The sequence below is a fragment of the Microbispora sp. H10836 genome (genome assembly GCF_012999525.1).
In the GTDB taxonomy this organism is placed as follows: domain Bacteria; phylum Actinomycetota; class Actinomycetes; order Streptosporangiales; family Streptosporangiaceae; genus Microbispora.
The window spans coordinates 2,922-16,017 of the sequence record NZ_JABBWU010000038.1; the positions used below are offsets into that span (position 1 = coordinate 2,922).

General features: G+C 71.8%; 12 protein-coding genes and 1 riboswitch. Of the genes, 4 read left to right on the plus strand and 8 right to left on the minus strand.

Annotated features, from left to right (window positions below; translation table 11 throughout):
* On the plus strand, positions 1 to 558 hold a 558-nt coding region (locus tag HHX30_RS39055), incomplete at its 5' end, for a hypothetical protein (RefSeq protein WP_211593407.1).
* Positions 559 to 763: 205 nt separating this feature from the next.
* Here the strand turns inward: HHX30_RS39055 and HHX30_RS39060 are convergent.
* A complete protein-coding gene (locus tag HHX30_RS39060; RefSeq protein WP_169988982.1) occupies positions 764 to 1,315 on the minus strand; it encodes an amino-acid N-acetyltransferase in 552 nt (183 codons plus the stop codon).
* 390 nt (positions 1,316 to 1,705) lie between these two features.
* Positions 1,706 to 1,859: riboswitch (cyclic di-AMP (ydaO/yuaA leader) on the plus strand.
* A gap of 148 nt (positions 1,860 to 2,007) precedes the next feature.
* Between HHX30_RS39060 and HHX30_RS39065 the strand changes: the two genes are divergently transcribed.
* Positions 2,008 to 2,967: a C40 family peptidase gene (locus tag HHX30_RS39065; protein ID WP_249350968.1), complete on the plus strand. Its 960-nt coding sequence runs from the start codon at positions 2,008 to 2,010 to the stop codon at positions 2,965 to 2,967.
* A gap of 171 nt (positions 2,968 to 3,138) precedes the next feature.
* Here HHX30_RS39065 and HHX30_RS39070 read toward each other — a convergent pair whose 3' ends face one another.
* Entirely contained in the window at positions 3,139 to 3,387 is a 249-nt protein-coding gene (locus tag HHX30_RS39070) for a LuxR C-terminal-related transcriptional regulator (RefSeq protein WP_249350970.1), read from the minus strand.
* Between the two features lie 323 nt (positions 3,388 to 3,710).
* Here HHX30_RS39070 and HHX30_RS39075 point away from each other — a divergent pair, with 323 nt between their 5' ends.
* A complete protein-coding gene (locus tag HHX30_RS39075) occupies positions 3,711 to 4,634 on the plus strand; it encodes a zinc-binding dehydrogenase (RefSeq protein ID WP_169988984.1) in 924 nt (307 codons plus the stop codon).
* 174 nt (positions 4,635 to 4,808) lie between these two features.
* Here the strand turns inward: HHX30_RS39075 and lysS are convergent, their stop codons facing one another.
* The 4 genes from lysS to HHX30_RS39095 form a co-directional block, all read right to left on the minus strand.
* Positions 4,809 to 6,494, minus strand: a complete 1,686-nt coding sequence (gene lysS, locus HHX30_RS39080) for a lysine--tRNA ligase (protein ID WP_169988985.1) — start codon at positions 6,492 to 6,494, stop codon at positions 4,809 to 4,811.
* Positions 6,495 to 6,553: 59 nt separating this feature from the next.
* The gene (locus tag HHX30_RS39085) at positions 6,554 to 7,336 is read right to left on the minus strand and encodes a type III pantothenate kinase (protein ID WP_169988986.1); all 783 of its coding nucleotides are present in this window, start codon (positions 7,334 to 7,336) and stop codon (positions 6,554 to 6,556) included.
* Positions 7,337 to 7,343: 7 nt separating this feature from the next.
* A complete protein-coding gene (locus tag HHX30_RS39090) occupies positions 7,344 to 9,845 on the minus strand; it encodes an L-aspartate oxidase (protein WP_169988987.1) in 2,502 nt (833 codons plus the stop codon).
* Positions 9,846 to 9,911: 66 nt separating this feature from the next.
* Positions 9,912 to 10,580 (minus strand): TetR/AcrR family transcriptional regulator, encoded by a 669-nt coding sequence (locus HHX30_RS39095; protein ID WP_169988988.1) that lies wholly within the window; start codon positions 10,578 to 10,580, stop codon positions 9,912 to 9,914.
* A gap of 60 nt (positions 10,581 to 10,640) precedes the next feature.
* Between HHX30_RS39095 and HHX30_RS39100 the strand changes: the two genes are divergently transcribed.
* Positions 10,641 to 11,279 (plus strand): cyclopropane-fatty-acyl-phospholipid synthase family protein, encoded by a 639-nt coding sequence (locus HHX30_RS39100; protein ID WP_169988989.1) that lies wholly within the window; start codon positions 10,641 to 10,643, stop codon positions 11,277 to 11,279.
* Positions 11,280 to 11,290: 11 nt separating this feature from the next.
* Here the strand turns inward: HHX30_RS39100 and panC are convergent, their stop codons facing one another.
* The gene (gene panC, locus HHX30_RS39105) at positions 11,291 to 12,145 is read right to left on the minus strand and encodes a pantoate--beta-alanine ligase (RefSeq protein WP_169988990.1); all 855 of its coding nucleotides are present in this window, start codon (positions 12,143 to 12,145) and stop codon (positions 11,291 to 11,293) included.
* Positions 12,136 to 13,026, minus strand: coding sequence for a Rossmann-like and DUF2520 domain-containing protein (locus HHX30_RS39110; RefSeq protein ID WP_169988991.1), 891 nt, complete (start codon positions 13,024 to 13,026; stop codon positions 12,136 to 12,138). The genes panC and HHX30_RS39110 overlap by 10 nt, the downstream gene beginning before the upstream one ends.
* Between the last annotated feature and the right edge of the window lie 70 nt (positions 13,027 to 13,096).

Genomic DNA, 13,096 nt, shown 5'->3' on the forward strand with positions numbered 1-13,096 from the left:
GCCGTAGCCCTGCTGCCCGTACTGCTGCTGGGCGCCGTAACCCTGCTGCTGGCCGTAGTCCTGCGAGGAGGCCTGCTGGCCGTAGCCCTGCTGCGGGCCCGTCTGGCCGTACTGCTGCTGGCCCTGCTGGGCGCCGTAGCCCTGCTGGCCCTGCTGAGCGCCGTAGCCCTGCTGCCCGTACTGCTGCTGGGCGCCGTAACCCTGCTGCTGGCCGTAGTCCTGCGAGGAGGCCTGCTGGCCGTAGCCCTGCTGCGGGCCCGTCTGGCCGTACTGCTGCTGGCCCTGCTGACCGTAACCTTGCTGCGGTCCCGTCTGGCCATAGCCCTGCTGGCCGTACTGCTGCTGCCCGTAGCCCTGCTGCGGGGCCTGCTGGCCGTACTGCTGCTGGCCCTGCTGAGCCCCGTAGCCCTGCTGCTGGCCGTAGCCGCCCTGGGCGGCGTCGTAGCCGGGCGGCTGCTGCGGGCCCGTGTTTTGCCCCGTGTGGCGATAGTTGACGACCGTGACGTCAGGGTCGTAGTCCTGGGCCTGTCTGTCCGTGCCGTACCCGGGGTTCGATGACGGCGGTGGCGTTCCGTCCGACTCGTCCTGTGGGTACGGCGGCTGTCCGGTGCTCACCGTGTCACCTCGTTTCGAAGACGCATGCGCCGCACGTCCGTAGCACACGCTGATATTGCCAAAAGTAGCGACAGGTGTAACAACAGTCACCTTTGCGGACACTGACAATTCACGTCAAGATCATTACCTGCCGGACCGTGAACGGCGGTCAACGGCGGTCGAGGTGCAGCAACATCCGGGTGTTCCCCAGAGTGTTCGGCTTGACGTGCTCCAAATCGAGGAACTCGGCGACACCCTCGTCGTACGACGCGAGCAGTTCCGCGTACACCTCGGGAGAGACCGGCGTGCCCTGAATGGGCCGGAAGCCGTGCCGGGCGAAGAACTCGACCGCGAACGTGAGGCAGAAGACCCTCCGCACGCCGAGGTCCCGGGCGGTCTCGATGAGCGCGGCGACGATCCGGTGGCCGATGCCCCCACCGCGCACCGTGGGGTCCACGGCGACGGTCCTGATCTCGGCGAGGTCCTCCCACAGCACGTGCAGCGCGCCGCAGCCGACGATCTGCCCGTCCACCACCGCGACCCAGAACTCCTGCACGTCCTCGTAGAGCGTCACCGTGCTCTTCTTGAGCAGTCGGGGCCCGACGCCCGAGTACGCGTCGACGAGACGCCGGATCGCCCGGACGTCCGGCGTCCTGGCCCGGCGCACCGTCACGGCCGTGGCACCCGAACCACTGGATGTCTGCGCGGCGACCTGCTCCATGAGCGGCCAGCCTAGCCGGACGGCGTCCGATCCCTCGCAGTCGGCACGAACGACCTCTGCGGATAACGGTCATTCCCAAACGCCGTACCCGACATGAGATCTGACCCTCTGTAGCCGCCAGGATACGGAAGAACGCCCGGCCGTCCGTTAGGACCACGATCCGGTTCGTCCCACTTTTTCCGGCAGCCCGCGCGGCACGTGCAACACCTCAGATCGCTCCAAACGCAGGTGAAAGCGGACGTACCACCATTGAGTCCGTGACCCAGCTGTGATCATTTGGTTGTCAAACGTAGACGGGTTTCGGAGTTCTGGTTGAGCAAGAACTCGCCGTGCACTATCGTCCAGCGACGATGCCGGTCATCGTGAGCGCTCACGGCGACCGGGCGCCGAATCTTCGAAGCACCGAGTGCGGAGGGGAGCCGGGGACCCAACTGCAGGATCAGGATCGGTTCGGTCTCAGATCGTCAAGGGGTGAATCCACCAAGGTAGGGCTACTCCGGCCCGAACCCGTCAGCTAACCCGGTAGGCGCTCAGTAGTGCCCCGCCACATGGCCGTGCTCCACCACGGCCTGCCGCGGGGCACATGTGGGAGAGGAGCTCGGTTGCGCACGCGTGGAGGACGGCCGGCGGGCAGGCACGCCCGCCGCCGACGGTCCGGATCCGGCACGGCCGGTCCGGGTGCCATCCGCCGATTGGCGTTCGTCGGCGTCGCGCTCACCGCGATCACGTTCGGCGCCCCGGTGGTCCGCGCCACCGCCGACCCCAAGCCGAGCCTCAAAGAGCTCACGGAACAGGTCGAGAGCCTCTACACCGAGATCGAGAGCCTCACCGAGCAGTACAACGGCGAGCGCGTGCGCCTGAAGGCGGCCGAGCGGTCCGCCGAGCTCGCCAAGAAGAACCTCGCCAAGAGCGAGGCCGAGCTGGAGGTCCGCCGGCAGAAGGCCAGCGCCCTCGCGCAGCACTCCTACATGACCAACGGGCTCGGCAACGCGCTCGTGCTCATCGACAGCAACGTCGACCCGCGGAAGTACCTGAGCCAGGCCTCCACGACGTACGCGCTGGAGCTGCAGGAGAGCCAGGAGGTCGCCGAGGTCACCAAGGCCATGGACGCCGCCGCGCGGGCCAGGGAGAGCGCGTCGGCCCGGCAGGCCGAGGTCAAGAAACTGCTCGCCGGCCTCGACTCCCGCCGCGACAAGATCACCAAGCTGATCAAGAAGACCGAGAGCAGCCTCTACCGGCAGGTCTCCCGCACGGTCGGCAGCGAGACGCGCAGCCGGATGTCGTTCCCCATCGTGGGCGACGGCAAGGCCGCCCAGGCGGCGCGCTGGGCCCTCAGGCAGCAGCTCAAGCCGTACGTGTGGGGCGCCGAGGGCCCGGGCTCCTTCGACTGCTCGGGCCTGGTCATGGCGGCCTACCAGTCCGTCGGCGTCAGCCTGCCCCACTACACGGGCGACCAGTGGACGGCCGGCACGCACATCTCCCGCGACCAGCTCCGCCCGGGAGACCTGGTGTTCTTCTACTCCGACCTGCACCACGTGGGCCTTTACATCGGCGGTGGCTACATGATCCACGCGCCGCGCACGGGAGACGTCATCCACATCGCCAAGATCGCCGGACGGCCGTTCGCGGGAGCGGTGCGCGTCGCCGACTGAGCCGCGACGCCGGCACCACGCGACCCGGAGCGCACCCCGGCCGAGCCGCGCCGCCGAGATCGCGCGACCCGGAGCGCATGCCGGTTGAGCCGCCCTCGCCGGCGGCGCCGCTCCTCGACATCGCCGCTTTCTCCGGCGTCTTTCCGCGACGTCGTGCGATCCGGAGCGCGGTCAGATGAGGCGGCGGCGCGCCGCCCAGGCGACGGCCTCGATCGCCGTCGCGACGCCGATGCGGTCGCAGATGCACCGCAGCCGGCGCCGCACCGTGCGCCCGCTGACGTCGAGACTGCGGCCCACACGGTCGGCGGTCACGCCCTTGGCCAGCTCCGCGAGAAGAAGCAAGTCCTCTTCGGTGAGACCGGCACGATCAAAATCCGAGGTGAGACTGTCACCTCGGTAGACGACCTCGGGAACACCCATCGTCCGCCCTCCCCCACGACGATGATTCGTCGGCCCACCCTCCAGGGACGGTAAACGCCTGCCGCGAAGGTCGTCAAGGTTGGGAGTCGACCCGCCGGTCGTACGTCTCCCGGGCCCGCCTCGGCGTCCTCCGTGTGGACCCCGGCCCACCGCCCGATCGCTTCCAGCGGCGGCATGAGGTTTTCATCCAGGCGCGTGAGCCGGCAGCCGGCCCGTACCGGCACCGAGGGGGTTCCCTCTGTCTCCCTTACACACTTCCAGGTGCCTACTTACCAAAAGAGAGCAGCTCTTCCTACGCTCACTTCCGCGTGGAAGGAGGACACATGAGAACACTGGTGGCACAGGGCGGTGCCCTACGGCTGGTCGAGACGCCCGATCCCGAGCCGGGGCCGGGACAGGTGCGGATCAGGGTGGAGGCGGCCGCCGTCAACCCGATCGATCTCTTCACCGCCTCGGGCGCACTGCCCGATTACGGGCTCGCGCCCCGGCTGGAGACGTACGCGCTGGGCTGGGACGTGGCGGGCGTGGTCGACCTGGCAGGTCCGGGAGTGGCGACCGTACGCCCCGGTGCGCGCGTCATCGGTCTGTCCGACCGGCTGACCGACCGGTTCAAGGCCCAGGGGGACCTGGTGGTGCTGGACGAGGCGGCCATCGCGCCGGCACCCGCGGGGGCGGCCGCACCCGAGGCGTCGGCACTGCCGCTGAACGCGCTCACCGCCATGCAGGCGCTCGACCTCGCCGGGCTCGCCGCGGGCGAGACCCTGCTCGTCACGGGCGCGGCCGGAGGCCTCGGCGGCTACCTCGTGGAACTGGCCGTGGCACGGGGGGTCAGGGTCGCCGCGGTCGCCGCGCCCGGCGACGAGTCGCTGGTGCGAGGCTTCGGCGCGGAGTGGTTCATCCCGAGGGGCGCCGACCTGGCCGCGACCGTCAGGGCCGTCGTTCCCGGCGGCGTGGACGGCCTGGTGGACGCGGCGGTCGCCGGCCTGCCCACGCTGGACACCGTACGCAACGGGGGCGCGTTCGTCGCCGTCGGCGCCGGGCAGGCCCCGCTCCCGTTGCGCGGCATCCGGGTCTCGACGGTGTTCGTCCGCGCCGACGCGGCCCAGCTCCGCGACGTGGCGAAGCTGGCCGAGGCCGGACGGCTGACCATGCGAGTCGCCGGCACCTATCCGCTGGAGCGGGCGGCCGAGGCACACGAACGCCTGCGCAGGGGCGGCCTGCGCGGCCGGCTGGTCCTGCTGCCCTGACATTCCGGTGGGGCATTCCGGTGCCCTGACATTCCGGTGCCCTGACGCCGCCGGACCGGCGTGCGAACGGGAGCAGCTCCGGTACGACCGCGGGCCGGACGGCGATGCCGTCCGGCCCGCGGCGCCGGCTAATCGGCGGTGCGGCCCGCCCCCGGGACATGAGACACGACGCGCTCAGGCACGACCGAGCAGCTCACGCACCCGGTCGCGGCCCACGGCCAGCAGCAGCGTGGGCAGGCGCGGGCCGGTGTCGCGGCCGACGAGCAGGCGGTAGAGCAGGGCGAAGAAGGCCCGCTGGGCCGCCTTCAGCTCGGGCGTGGCCGCCTTGGCGTCCATGTCGAGCCCCGCCTGCACCTTCGGCACGCCGTACACGAGCGTGGTCAGCCCGTCGAGCGACCAGTGCGCGTCGAGGCCCTCCGCCAGCAGGCGCAGCGACTCGCGGTCCTGCTCGCCGAGCGTGTCGAGCAGCTCCTTGTCGGGCGTCTCGCGCACCTGCGTGCGCTCCTCCGCGGCCAGGTAGGTGTTCACCCAGTGCCGGGCGCGGTCGAGCCGCGGCCGCAGCTCGTCCAGCCCGGTGATCTCCGGGTCGAACGCGCGCAGGATGCGCAGCGTCTGCTCCTCGTGCCCGGTGGCGATGTCCACGACCGAGGCGAGCGTCCGGTACGGCAGCCGCCGCGGCGTCTCCGGCAGCGTCCTGGACGCCGTGCTCGACGCGCGGCGGTAGGCCGCCTGGTCGGCCGGCAGCGCCGTGCCGTCCTGCACCTTCCTGGTCAGCGTGTCCCACTCGTCGTACATCCGCTGGATCTCCTGGTCGAAGGAGACCTTGAACGACTGGTTGGGACGGCGGCGGGCGTACAGCCAGCGCAGCAACGCGGGCTCCATGATCGACAGAGCGTCGGCCGGGGTCGGCACGCCGCCCTTGGAGCTGCTCATCTTGGCCATGCCGCTGATGCCGACGAAGGCGTACATCGGCCCGATCGGCTGCGGCGCGTCGAACACCTCGCGGACGATCTGGCCGCCGACGACGAACGACGAGCCCGGCGAGCTGTGGTCCACGCCCGACGGCTCGAAGACCACGCCCTCGTACGCCCAGCGCATCGGCCAGTCGACCTTCCACACCAGCTTGCCGCGGGTGTGCTCGGACAACAGGACGGTCTCGCCGTGGCCGCACACGCAGGTGTACGACATCGCGGTCGTCTCGTCGTCGTAGGAGGTGACCGTGGTCAGGTCGCGGTCGCAGGCCGAGCAGTAGGGCTTGTAGGGGTAGTAGCCCCCGGCGCCGGAGCCGTCGTCCTCGCTCGCGGCCCCCGAGCCCTCGATCGCGGCGGCCTCGTCGGCGTCCACGACCTCCTTGGCCTTCGCCTTCTTGGTGCGGTACTGGTCGAGGATCGCGTCGATCCGCCGCCGCTCGCGCATGGCGAGCAGCACCTGCTCCCGGTAGGCCCCGGAGGTGTACATCTGCGTCTGGCTGATGCCGTGGTACTCCACGCCGAGCTCGTCGAGCGCCGCGATCATCGGCGCCTTGAAGTGCTCGGCCCAGTTCGGGTACTCACTGCCGGGCGGGGCCGGGACGGTGGTCAGCGGCTTGCCGATGTGCTCGTTCCACGCGGGGTCGATGCCGACCGGCACCTTGCGGAAGCGGTCGAAGTCGTCCCACGAGATGATGTGCACGCACTCGTGGCCGCGCCGCCTGATCTCGTCGGCCACCAGGTGCGGGGTCATGACCTCGCGCAGGTTGCCCAGGTGGATCGGGCCCGAGGGGCTGAGGCCGGACGCGCAGACGATGGGTTTGCCCGGTGCGCGCCGTTCAGCCTCGGCGATGACCTCATCGGCGAAACGCGCCACCCAGTCGGCGTCCATCACGTCAGTCCTCTCTGAACGGGATCCTGCCTTCTATGGTCCCGTACGCGAGGGAGTCGTCAGGACGCGTTACGGGCGTAGACCAGCCGCAGGCCGATCAGCGTGAGCCAGGGCTCGTGCACGTCGATGGTACGGGCCTCGCCGATGATCAGCGGCGCACCGGTGCCCGTGGCGACCACGGTGACGTCGTCGGGGTCGGAGGCCAGCTCGGCCGTCATGCGGTCCACGATGCCGTCCACCAGGCCCGCGAAGCCGTAGATGATGCCCGACTGGAGCGCCTCCACGGTGTTCTTGGCGATCACCGACCTCGGCCGGACCAGCTCGACCTTGTGGAGCTGGGCCCCGGCGGTGGCCAGCGCGTCCACCGAGATCTCCAGGCCGGGAGCGGTCACCGCGCCGACGTACTCGCCCCGGGCCGAGACGGCGTCGAACGACGTGGCCGTGCCGAAGTCCACGATCACGCACGGCCCGCCGTACAGGGCGGTGGCGGCGAGCGCGTTCACGATGCGGTCGCTGCCGACCTCCTTGGGGTTGTCCATCCGGACCGGAACGCCGGTGCGGACGCCGGGCTCGACGACCACGGCCGTGACGTCGCCGTAGTAACGCCGGGACATCTCCCGCATCTCGTTGAGCACCGACGGGACCGTGGAACAGATCGCGATGCCGCTGATGTCGGCGTCCTTGAGCAGCGGCGACTGCCCGAGGAGGCCCTGGAGCACCACCGCGATCTCGTCCGCCGTGCGGCGCGGATCGGTGGCGATCCGCCAGTGCTCGATCACCTCTTCACCCTCGAACAGGCCCAGCACAGTGTGGGTGTTGCTGACGTCGATGGTGAGCAGCATTCCCTGATTATGCCTCACGAAGATCCAGGCCCAGGTCGAGTGCCGGGGCCGAGTGTGTGAGCGCGCCGACGGCCAGGTAGTCGACTCCCGTCTCGGCGACGGCGCGGGCCACGTCCAGGGTCAGCCCGCCGCTCGACTCCAGCCGCGCCCGCCCGGCCACCAGCCGTACGGCCTCGGCGAGCTGGTCCACGGTGAAGTTGTCGAGCAGGATCTCCTCGGCTCCCTCGGCGAGGACCGGCTCGATCTGGTCGATCCGGTCCACCTCGACCTCGATCGGCAGTCCGGGGAAGGCCTGCCGTACGGCGCGGAACGCCTCGGCGACGCCTCCGGCGGCGACGACGTGGTTGTCCTTGATCAGGGCGGCGTCGTGCAGGCCCATCCGGTGGTTGACCCCGCCGCCGGCCCGGACGGCGTACTTCTCCAGCGCGCGCAGCCCGGGGAGGGTCTTGCGGCTGTCGCGGATCCGGGCGCCGGTGCCCTCGACGGCGTCCACCCAGCGGCGGGTCTGGGTGGCGATGCCGGACAGGTGGGTGAGGAAGTTGAGCGCGGTGCGCTCCAGCGTGAGCAGGTCCCTGGTCGTGCCCCGCACGGTCATCACCACGTCGCCCGGGCGCACCCGGTCGCCGTCACCGGCGTGCCGCTCGATCTCGACCTGCCCGGCGGCCTGGCGGAAGACGGTCTCGGCCACGGCGAGGCCGGCGACCACGCCCTCCTTGCGGGCCACCACGTCGGCGACGGCCCGCTGGCCGGCCGGGATCGTGGCGACCGAGGTCACGTCCTGTCCCCCGGCCAGGTCCTCCTCCAGGGCGGCCCGGACGAGACCGAGCACGGCGTCCGGGTCGAGGCCGGCCTTGTCCAGCTCGGTCCGCGGTTCCTCGTGAGGTGTGTGCGTCAAGGTCAGTCCCTCCGCCGTCAGGGCGATGTCGATGTGCGCCCGCCAGCGGGCGTCGTCGCGGTCGGGGTGGTCCTCCCGCCAGTGCGAGCCGCGGGTCTCCTCGCGCACGGCCGCCGCGGCGACCAGCGCGGAGGCCACCGTGAGGAGGTTGGTCGCCTCCCACGACTCGGTGCAGGGCTCGACCGCGACCGGCGTCCAGCGGGCGTCCGACAGCGCGCGGGCGACCTGCGCGAGGCTCCGGTCGCTGCGCAGCACCCCGGCGCCCCGGCTCATGTGGCTCTGGACCCTCGGCCGCGTACGCGGGTCGACGAGGCCCTCGGGCCGATCGTCTCGCGCGGGCTCGCGCGGGGTGAGCTTCTTCGCGGCCAGATCGGCGGCGATCCGCTCGCCGTAGACGAGCCCTTCCAGAAGGGAGTTGGAGGCCAGCCGGTTGGCGCCGTGCACGCCCGTGCAGGCCACCTCCCCGCAGGCGTACAGACCGGGCACGCTGGTCCTGCCGTACAGGTCGGTGCCTACGCCGCCGCTCGCGTAGTGGGCGGCCGGGGCTACGGGGATGGGCTCGGTGACGGGGTCGATGCCGTGCTCGCGGCAGACGGCGAGGATCGTGGGGAACCTGGTCCGCCACTTGTCCTCTCCGAAGTGGGTGGCGTCGAGGTAGACGTGGTCGGCGCCGGTCCGCGCCATCTGGCGCATGATCGCCTTGGCGACCACGTCGCGGGGCGCGAGGTCGGCCAGCTCGTGCACGCCCCGCATGAAACGCTCGCCGTTCGAGTCGATCAGCACGGCGCCCTCGCCGCGCACGGCCTCGGAGACGAGGGGCTGCTGGCCGGTCGAGCCCTCCCCCAGCCACAGGACCGTGGGGTGGAACTGCACGAACTCGATGTCCCTGACCACCGCGCCGGCCCGCAGGGCCAGCGCCACACCGTCTCCGGTGGACACGACGGGGTTGGTGGTGGCCGCGTAGATCTGGCCCATGCCGCCGCTGGCCAGCACTACGGCCCCGGCCCGTACGGCGCCGACGCCGTCGCGGGCGCCCTCTCCCATCACGTGGAGCGTGACGCCGCAGGCGTGACCCTCGGCGTCGAGGAGGAGATCGAGGGCGAGGGCGTGCTCGATGACCTCGATGCGGGGCTCGGCCAGCACGGCCTCGACCAGAGCGCGCTGCACCTCGGCGCCGGTCGCGTCGCCGCCCGCGTGCACGATCCGGTTGCGGCGGTGGCCGCCCTCGCGGGTGAGCTGGAGCTCGCCGTCGGTGCCGCGATCGAACTCGGCGCCGTGGCTCATCAGCCGCTTCAGCGCGTCGGGGCCCTCGGTCACCAGGACGCGTACGGCCTCCTCGTCGCACAGGCCGACCCCGGCGACGAGCGTGTCCCTCAGGTGCTCGTCGGGGGTGTCCTCGGGGTCGAGGACGGCGGCGATGCCGCCCTGTGCCCAGCGGGTGGACCCGGCCGACAGCACGTCCTTGGTGACCACGAGCACCCGCGCCCGGGGGTCGAGTTCGACGTGGCGCAGCGCCACGGTGAGGCCGGCGATGCCGGACCCGATCACGACGGCGTCGGCCTCGACGGTCCAGCCGGGTGCGGGGGCGGTGAGTCTGCGTGCGAGCGCCACCATGAGGGGATCCCCTTTCGTCATAATGACGATAACGCCCCCCGTGCGATGGTGCCGCCCCGGCCCCTCCTACAGGGGACTCGCCGCGGGGCCCGTGCTTGTCGCAGGACCCGTGCAGATCTGGGCGGCCAGAGTGGCGTAGGCCCATTCCTCCCACCGGTCCGGCGACCAGCCGCGGTCCTGGACGAAGAGCAGGTACAGCTGCGGGCTCAGCAGGCAGAACAGCAGATCCGCCGCCATCGCGACGGAGACGTCGGGGCGGGCGCCGGGCTTGCCCGCCAGCGCCTGGGCCGCGGCGTGCTGCACCGTGTAGCGCGGATCGGGGCCGTCGGGCCATTGCGCGGCGATCTGCGGGTCGGCGGCCCCGGCGGACGCGATCATCGGCATGATCGGGGCGACCCGGGCGAGGATCTCACTCGTGCCGCGCACGTGGGCGCGCAACTGGCCGGCCGCGGTGGGCTCGGCGCACGCGGCGCGGAACCATTCACGGTCCATGACGGCCACCGGCTCGGCGTCACCGGCGATGGACGTGTCGACGACGTCCTTGAACAGCGTGCGCTTGTTGCCGAAGACGAAATAGACCGTCTGAACCGCCACGCCCGCCCGGTCGGCGACCTCCTGCAGGCTCGTCGCCCCGTAGCCCTGCGCGACGAACAGCTCCCGCGCCGCCTGGATGACCTTCTCCCGGGTGCGGCGTGAGCGCTCGGCTCGTTTGTCCGGCCGCTTGACGGTGTCCACGGCGCGAGTATATCTCTAGAGTCAGTCACTAGAGTTGAACTCTAAAAATCCGGAGGGGCCATGAGCAGGCCGAACGCGGGCGGGGACGTCGACCAGGAGGAGGCCGTGCGCCGAGCGCTGGAGGAGTACTACCGGGCCGGCAAGCCGCCGTGGGACACCGGTGTGACGCCGCCCGAGCTGGTCGCACTGGTAGAAGGGCGTGGGGAAGGGGAAGGGGACGGTGTGCTGCCGCCCGGCCGCGCCCTGGAGCTCGGCTGCGGCACCGGAACCAACGCCGTATATCTGGCCCGGCACGGCTGGGAGGTCGTGGCCGTCGACCTCGTCGAGCGGGCGGTCGAGCAGGCTCGGGAGAAGGCCGACGCGGCGGGAGTGGCCGTACGGCTGCTGCACGGAGACGCCACCCGGCTCGACGAGCTGGACACGCCCGGCCCCTTCGACCTGTTCTTCGACCTGAGCTGCTACTGCGGCATCCCGCCGCACCGCCGCGACGCCTACGCCGCCGGGCTCACCCGCCGCGCCGCTCCCGGCGCGCGACTGCTGATGTTCGGGTACGGCCCCGGGGCGTTCGACGACACGTTCTCCGGCGTCACCGCCGACGAGCTGCGTGCCAGGTTCGGCGGCTGGGAGCTGGTCGACATCACACCCGGGACGAACCCGGTGCCCACCTTCTGGTTCACACTGCGCGCCGGGGAGGCCTGAGCCGCCGCCCCCTACAGGGTCAGGACCATGTTGTCGATGAGACGGGTGGTGCCGACCTTGGCGGCGACGGCCAGGATGGCCTCACCCCGGTGGTCGTCGCCGACCGGCCCGAACGTCGCGGGGTCGGCCAGGATCAGGTAGTCGAGCAGCAGCGGCGGGTCGAACCGGGCGGCCTCCTCCAGCACGGCCCGCGCGGCGTCGAGGATCCCGGCCGGCCCCGCCGTTCCGGCCCGTGCCGCGCCGGCTCGCAGCGCCCGCGACAGCGCGAGCGCGGTGCGGCGGTCGGCCTCGGACAGATACCTGTTGCGGCTCGACAGCGCGAGGCCGTCGGGCTCCCGCACGGTCGGCGCGCCGACGACCGACACGGGGACGTCGAGGTCGGCCACCATCCGCCGGATCAGCGCGAGCTGCTGGGCGTCCTTCTGCCCGAAGACCGCGACGTCCGGCCGCACCAGGTTGAACAGCTTGAGCACGACGGTCAGCACGCCGTCGAAGTGGCCGGGCCGGAAGGCGCCCTCGACCACTCCGCCCATGCCGCCCGCCGAGACCTCCACCTGGCGGTCCGGCAGGTACATGTCGTCGGCCGAGGGCGCGAAGACCACGCCCACGCCCTCCTCCTCGCACGTCCGGAGGTCGGCGTCGAACGTACGGGGGTAGCGGGAGAAGTCCTCGCCGGGGCCGAACTGCAGGGGGTTGACGAACACGCTCACCACCACGTGGTCGGCGTGCTCTCGCGCCAGCCGGATGAGCGACCGATGGCCCTCGTGGAGCGCCCCCATCGTGGGGACCAGGGCGATCCTTCCGGGGCCGAGCGCGTCCCTCGCCTTGACGAGGCCGGCCCGGTCGGCGGCGACAATCAGGTCCATATGTTCCCCCCCAGGGCGTCCAGCAGGCGTTCGGCCGTCTCCGGCTTGAGCAGCCCCGCCGCGAGCGCCCGGTCGGCGGTGAGTCTGGCGAGGGCGACGTACGCGTCCGCGGCCTCGGGGGCGGCCAGGATGAGCGCGTCGACGTGCTTGCGCACGGTGCCCGCGTCGCCGCGCACCACGGGCCCGGTGAGCCCGCTGATGCCCAGGCGCAGCACGTTGTCGAGGGCGGCGCTCAGCAGCGGGGCGAGCATCCGGCCCGGATGCTCCACGCCGATCTTCGCGAGCAGTTCCTGCGACTCGGCCACGAGCGTCACCATGTGGTTCGCGGCGCCGGCCAGGGCGGCATGGTAGAGCGGCCGGTCCTGGTCGGCGATCCACACCGGCTCGCCGCCCATCTCGATCACCAGTGCCTCGGCCACCGGCCGCAGCAGGTCGGGCGAGGTGACGCCGAACGAGCAGCCGTTGAGCCGGGTCAGGTCGTCGCTCCTGCCGGTGAACGTCATCACGGGATGCAGCGCGAGGGGCAGCGCGCCCATCTCCGCCGCGGGGTCCAGCACGCCCAGGCCGTACGCGCCGCTCGCGTGCACGAGGAGCTTGCCGCGCAGGTCGGCGCCGGTGGCGGCGAGGCCGGACACGAGGCCGGGCAGCACGTCGTCCGGCACGGTGAGCAGCACGAGCTCGGATTCGGCGATCACCTCGTCCGGCCTGCTGAGCTTCAGGCCGAGGCGGTCGGCGGCCCGTCGCGCCGACGCGTCGGACACACCGCTGGCCGCCACCACCCGATGACCCGCGAGCATGAGCGCGGCTCCGAGCACGGAACCGACCCGTCCCGCGCCGAGCACTCCCACGGCGAGCCGCGCCGGGCGGTCACTTGTGTCCATGACGCCTCCCCTCGGTTCAGCGTAGCGGCGGCGCTCCCGCCGACCCGGCTCCAGGTCATGTCTGGCAGAT

Bases quoted from the DNA above. Each gene is read 5' to 3' on its own strand.
- panC (WP_169988990.1), bottom strand. From the start codon at position 12,145: ATGGACCTGATTGTCGCCGCCGACCGGGCCGGCCTCGTCAAGGCGAGG.
- HHX30_RS39100 (WP_169988989.1), top strand. From the start codon at position 10,641: ATGAGCAGGCCGAACGCGGGCGGGGACGTCGACCAGGAGGAGGCCGTG.
- HHX30_RS39110 (WP_169988991.1), bottom strand. From the start codon at position 13,026: ATGGACACAAGTGACCGCCCGGCGCGGCTCGCCGTGGGAGTGCTCGGC.
- HHX30_RS39060 (WP_169988982.1), bottom strand. From the start codon at position 1,315: ATGGAGCAGGTCGCCGCGCAGACATCCAGTGGTTCGGGTGCCACGGCC.
- lysS (WP_169988985.1), bottom strand. From the start codon at position 6,494: ATGGACGCCGACTGGGTGGCGCGTTTCGCCGATGAGGTCATCGCCGAG.
- HHX30_RS39085 (WP_169988986.1), bottom strand. From the start codon at position 7,336: ATGCTGCTCACCATCGACGTCAGCAACACCCACACTGTGCTGGGCCTG.
- HHX30_RS39070 (WP_249350970.1), bottom strand. From the start codon at position 3,387: ATGGGTGTTCCCGAGGTCGTCTACCGAGGTGACAGTCTCACCTCGGAT.
- HHX30_RS39075 (WP_169988984.1), top strand. From the start codon at position 3,711: ATGAGAACACTGGTGGCACAGGGCGGTGCCCTACGGCTGGTCGAGACG.
- HHX30_RS39090 (WP_169988987.1), bottom strand. From the start codon at position 9,845: ATGGTGGCGCTCGCACGCAGACTCACCGCCCCCGCACCCGGCTGGACC.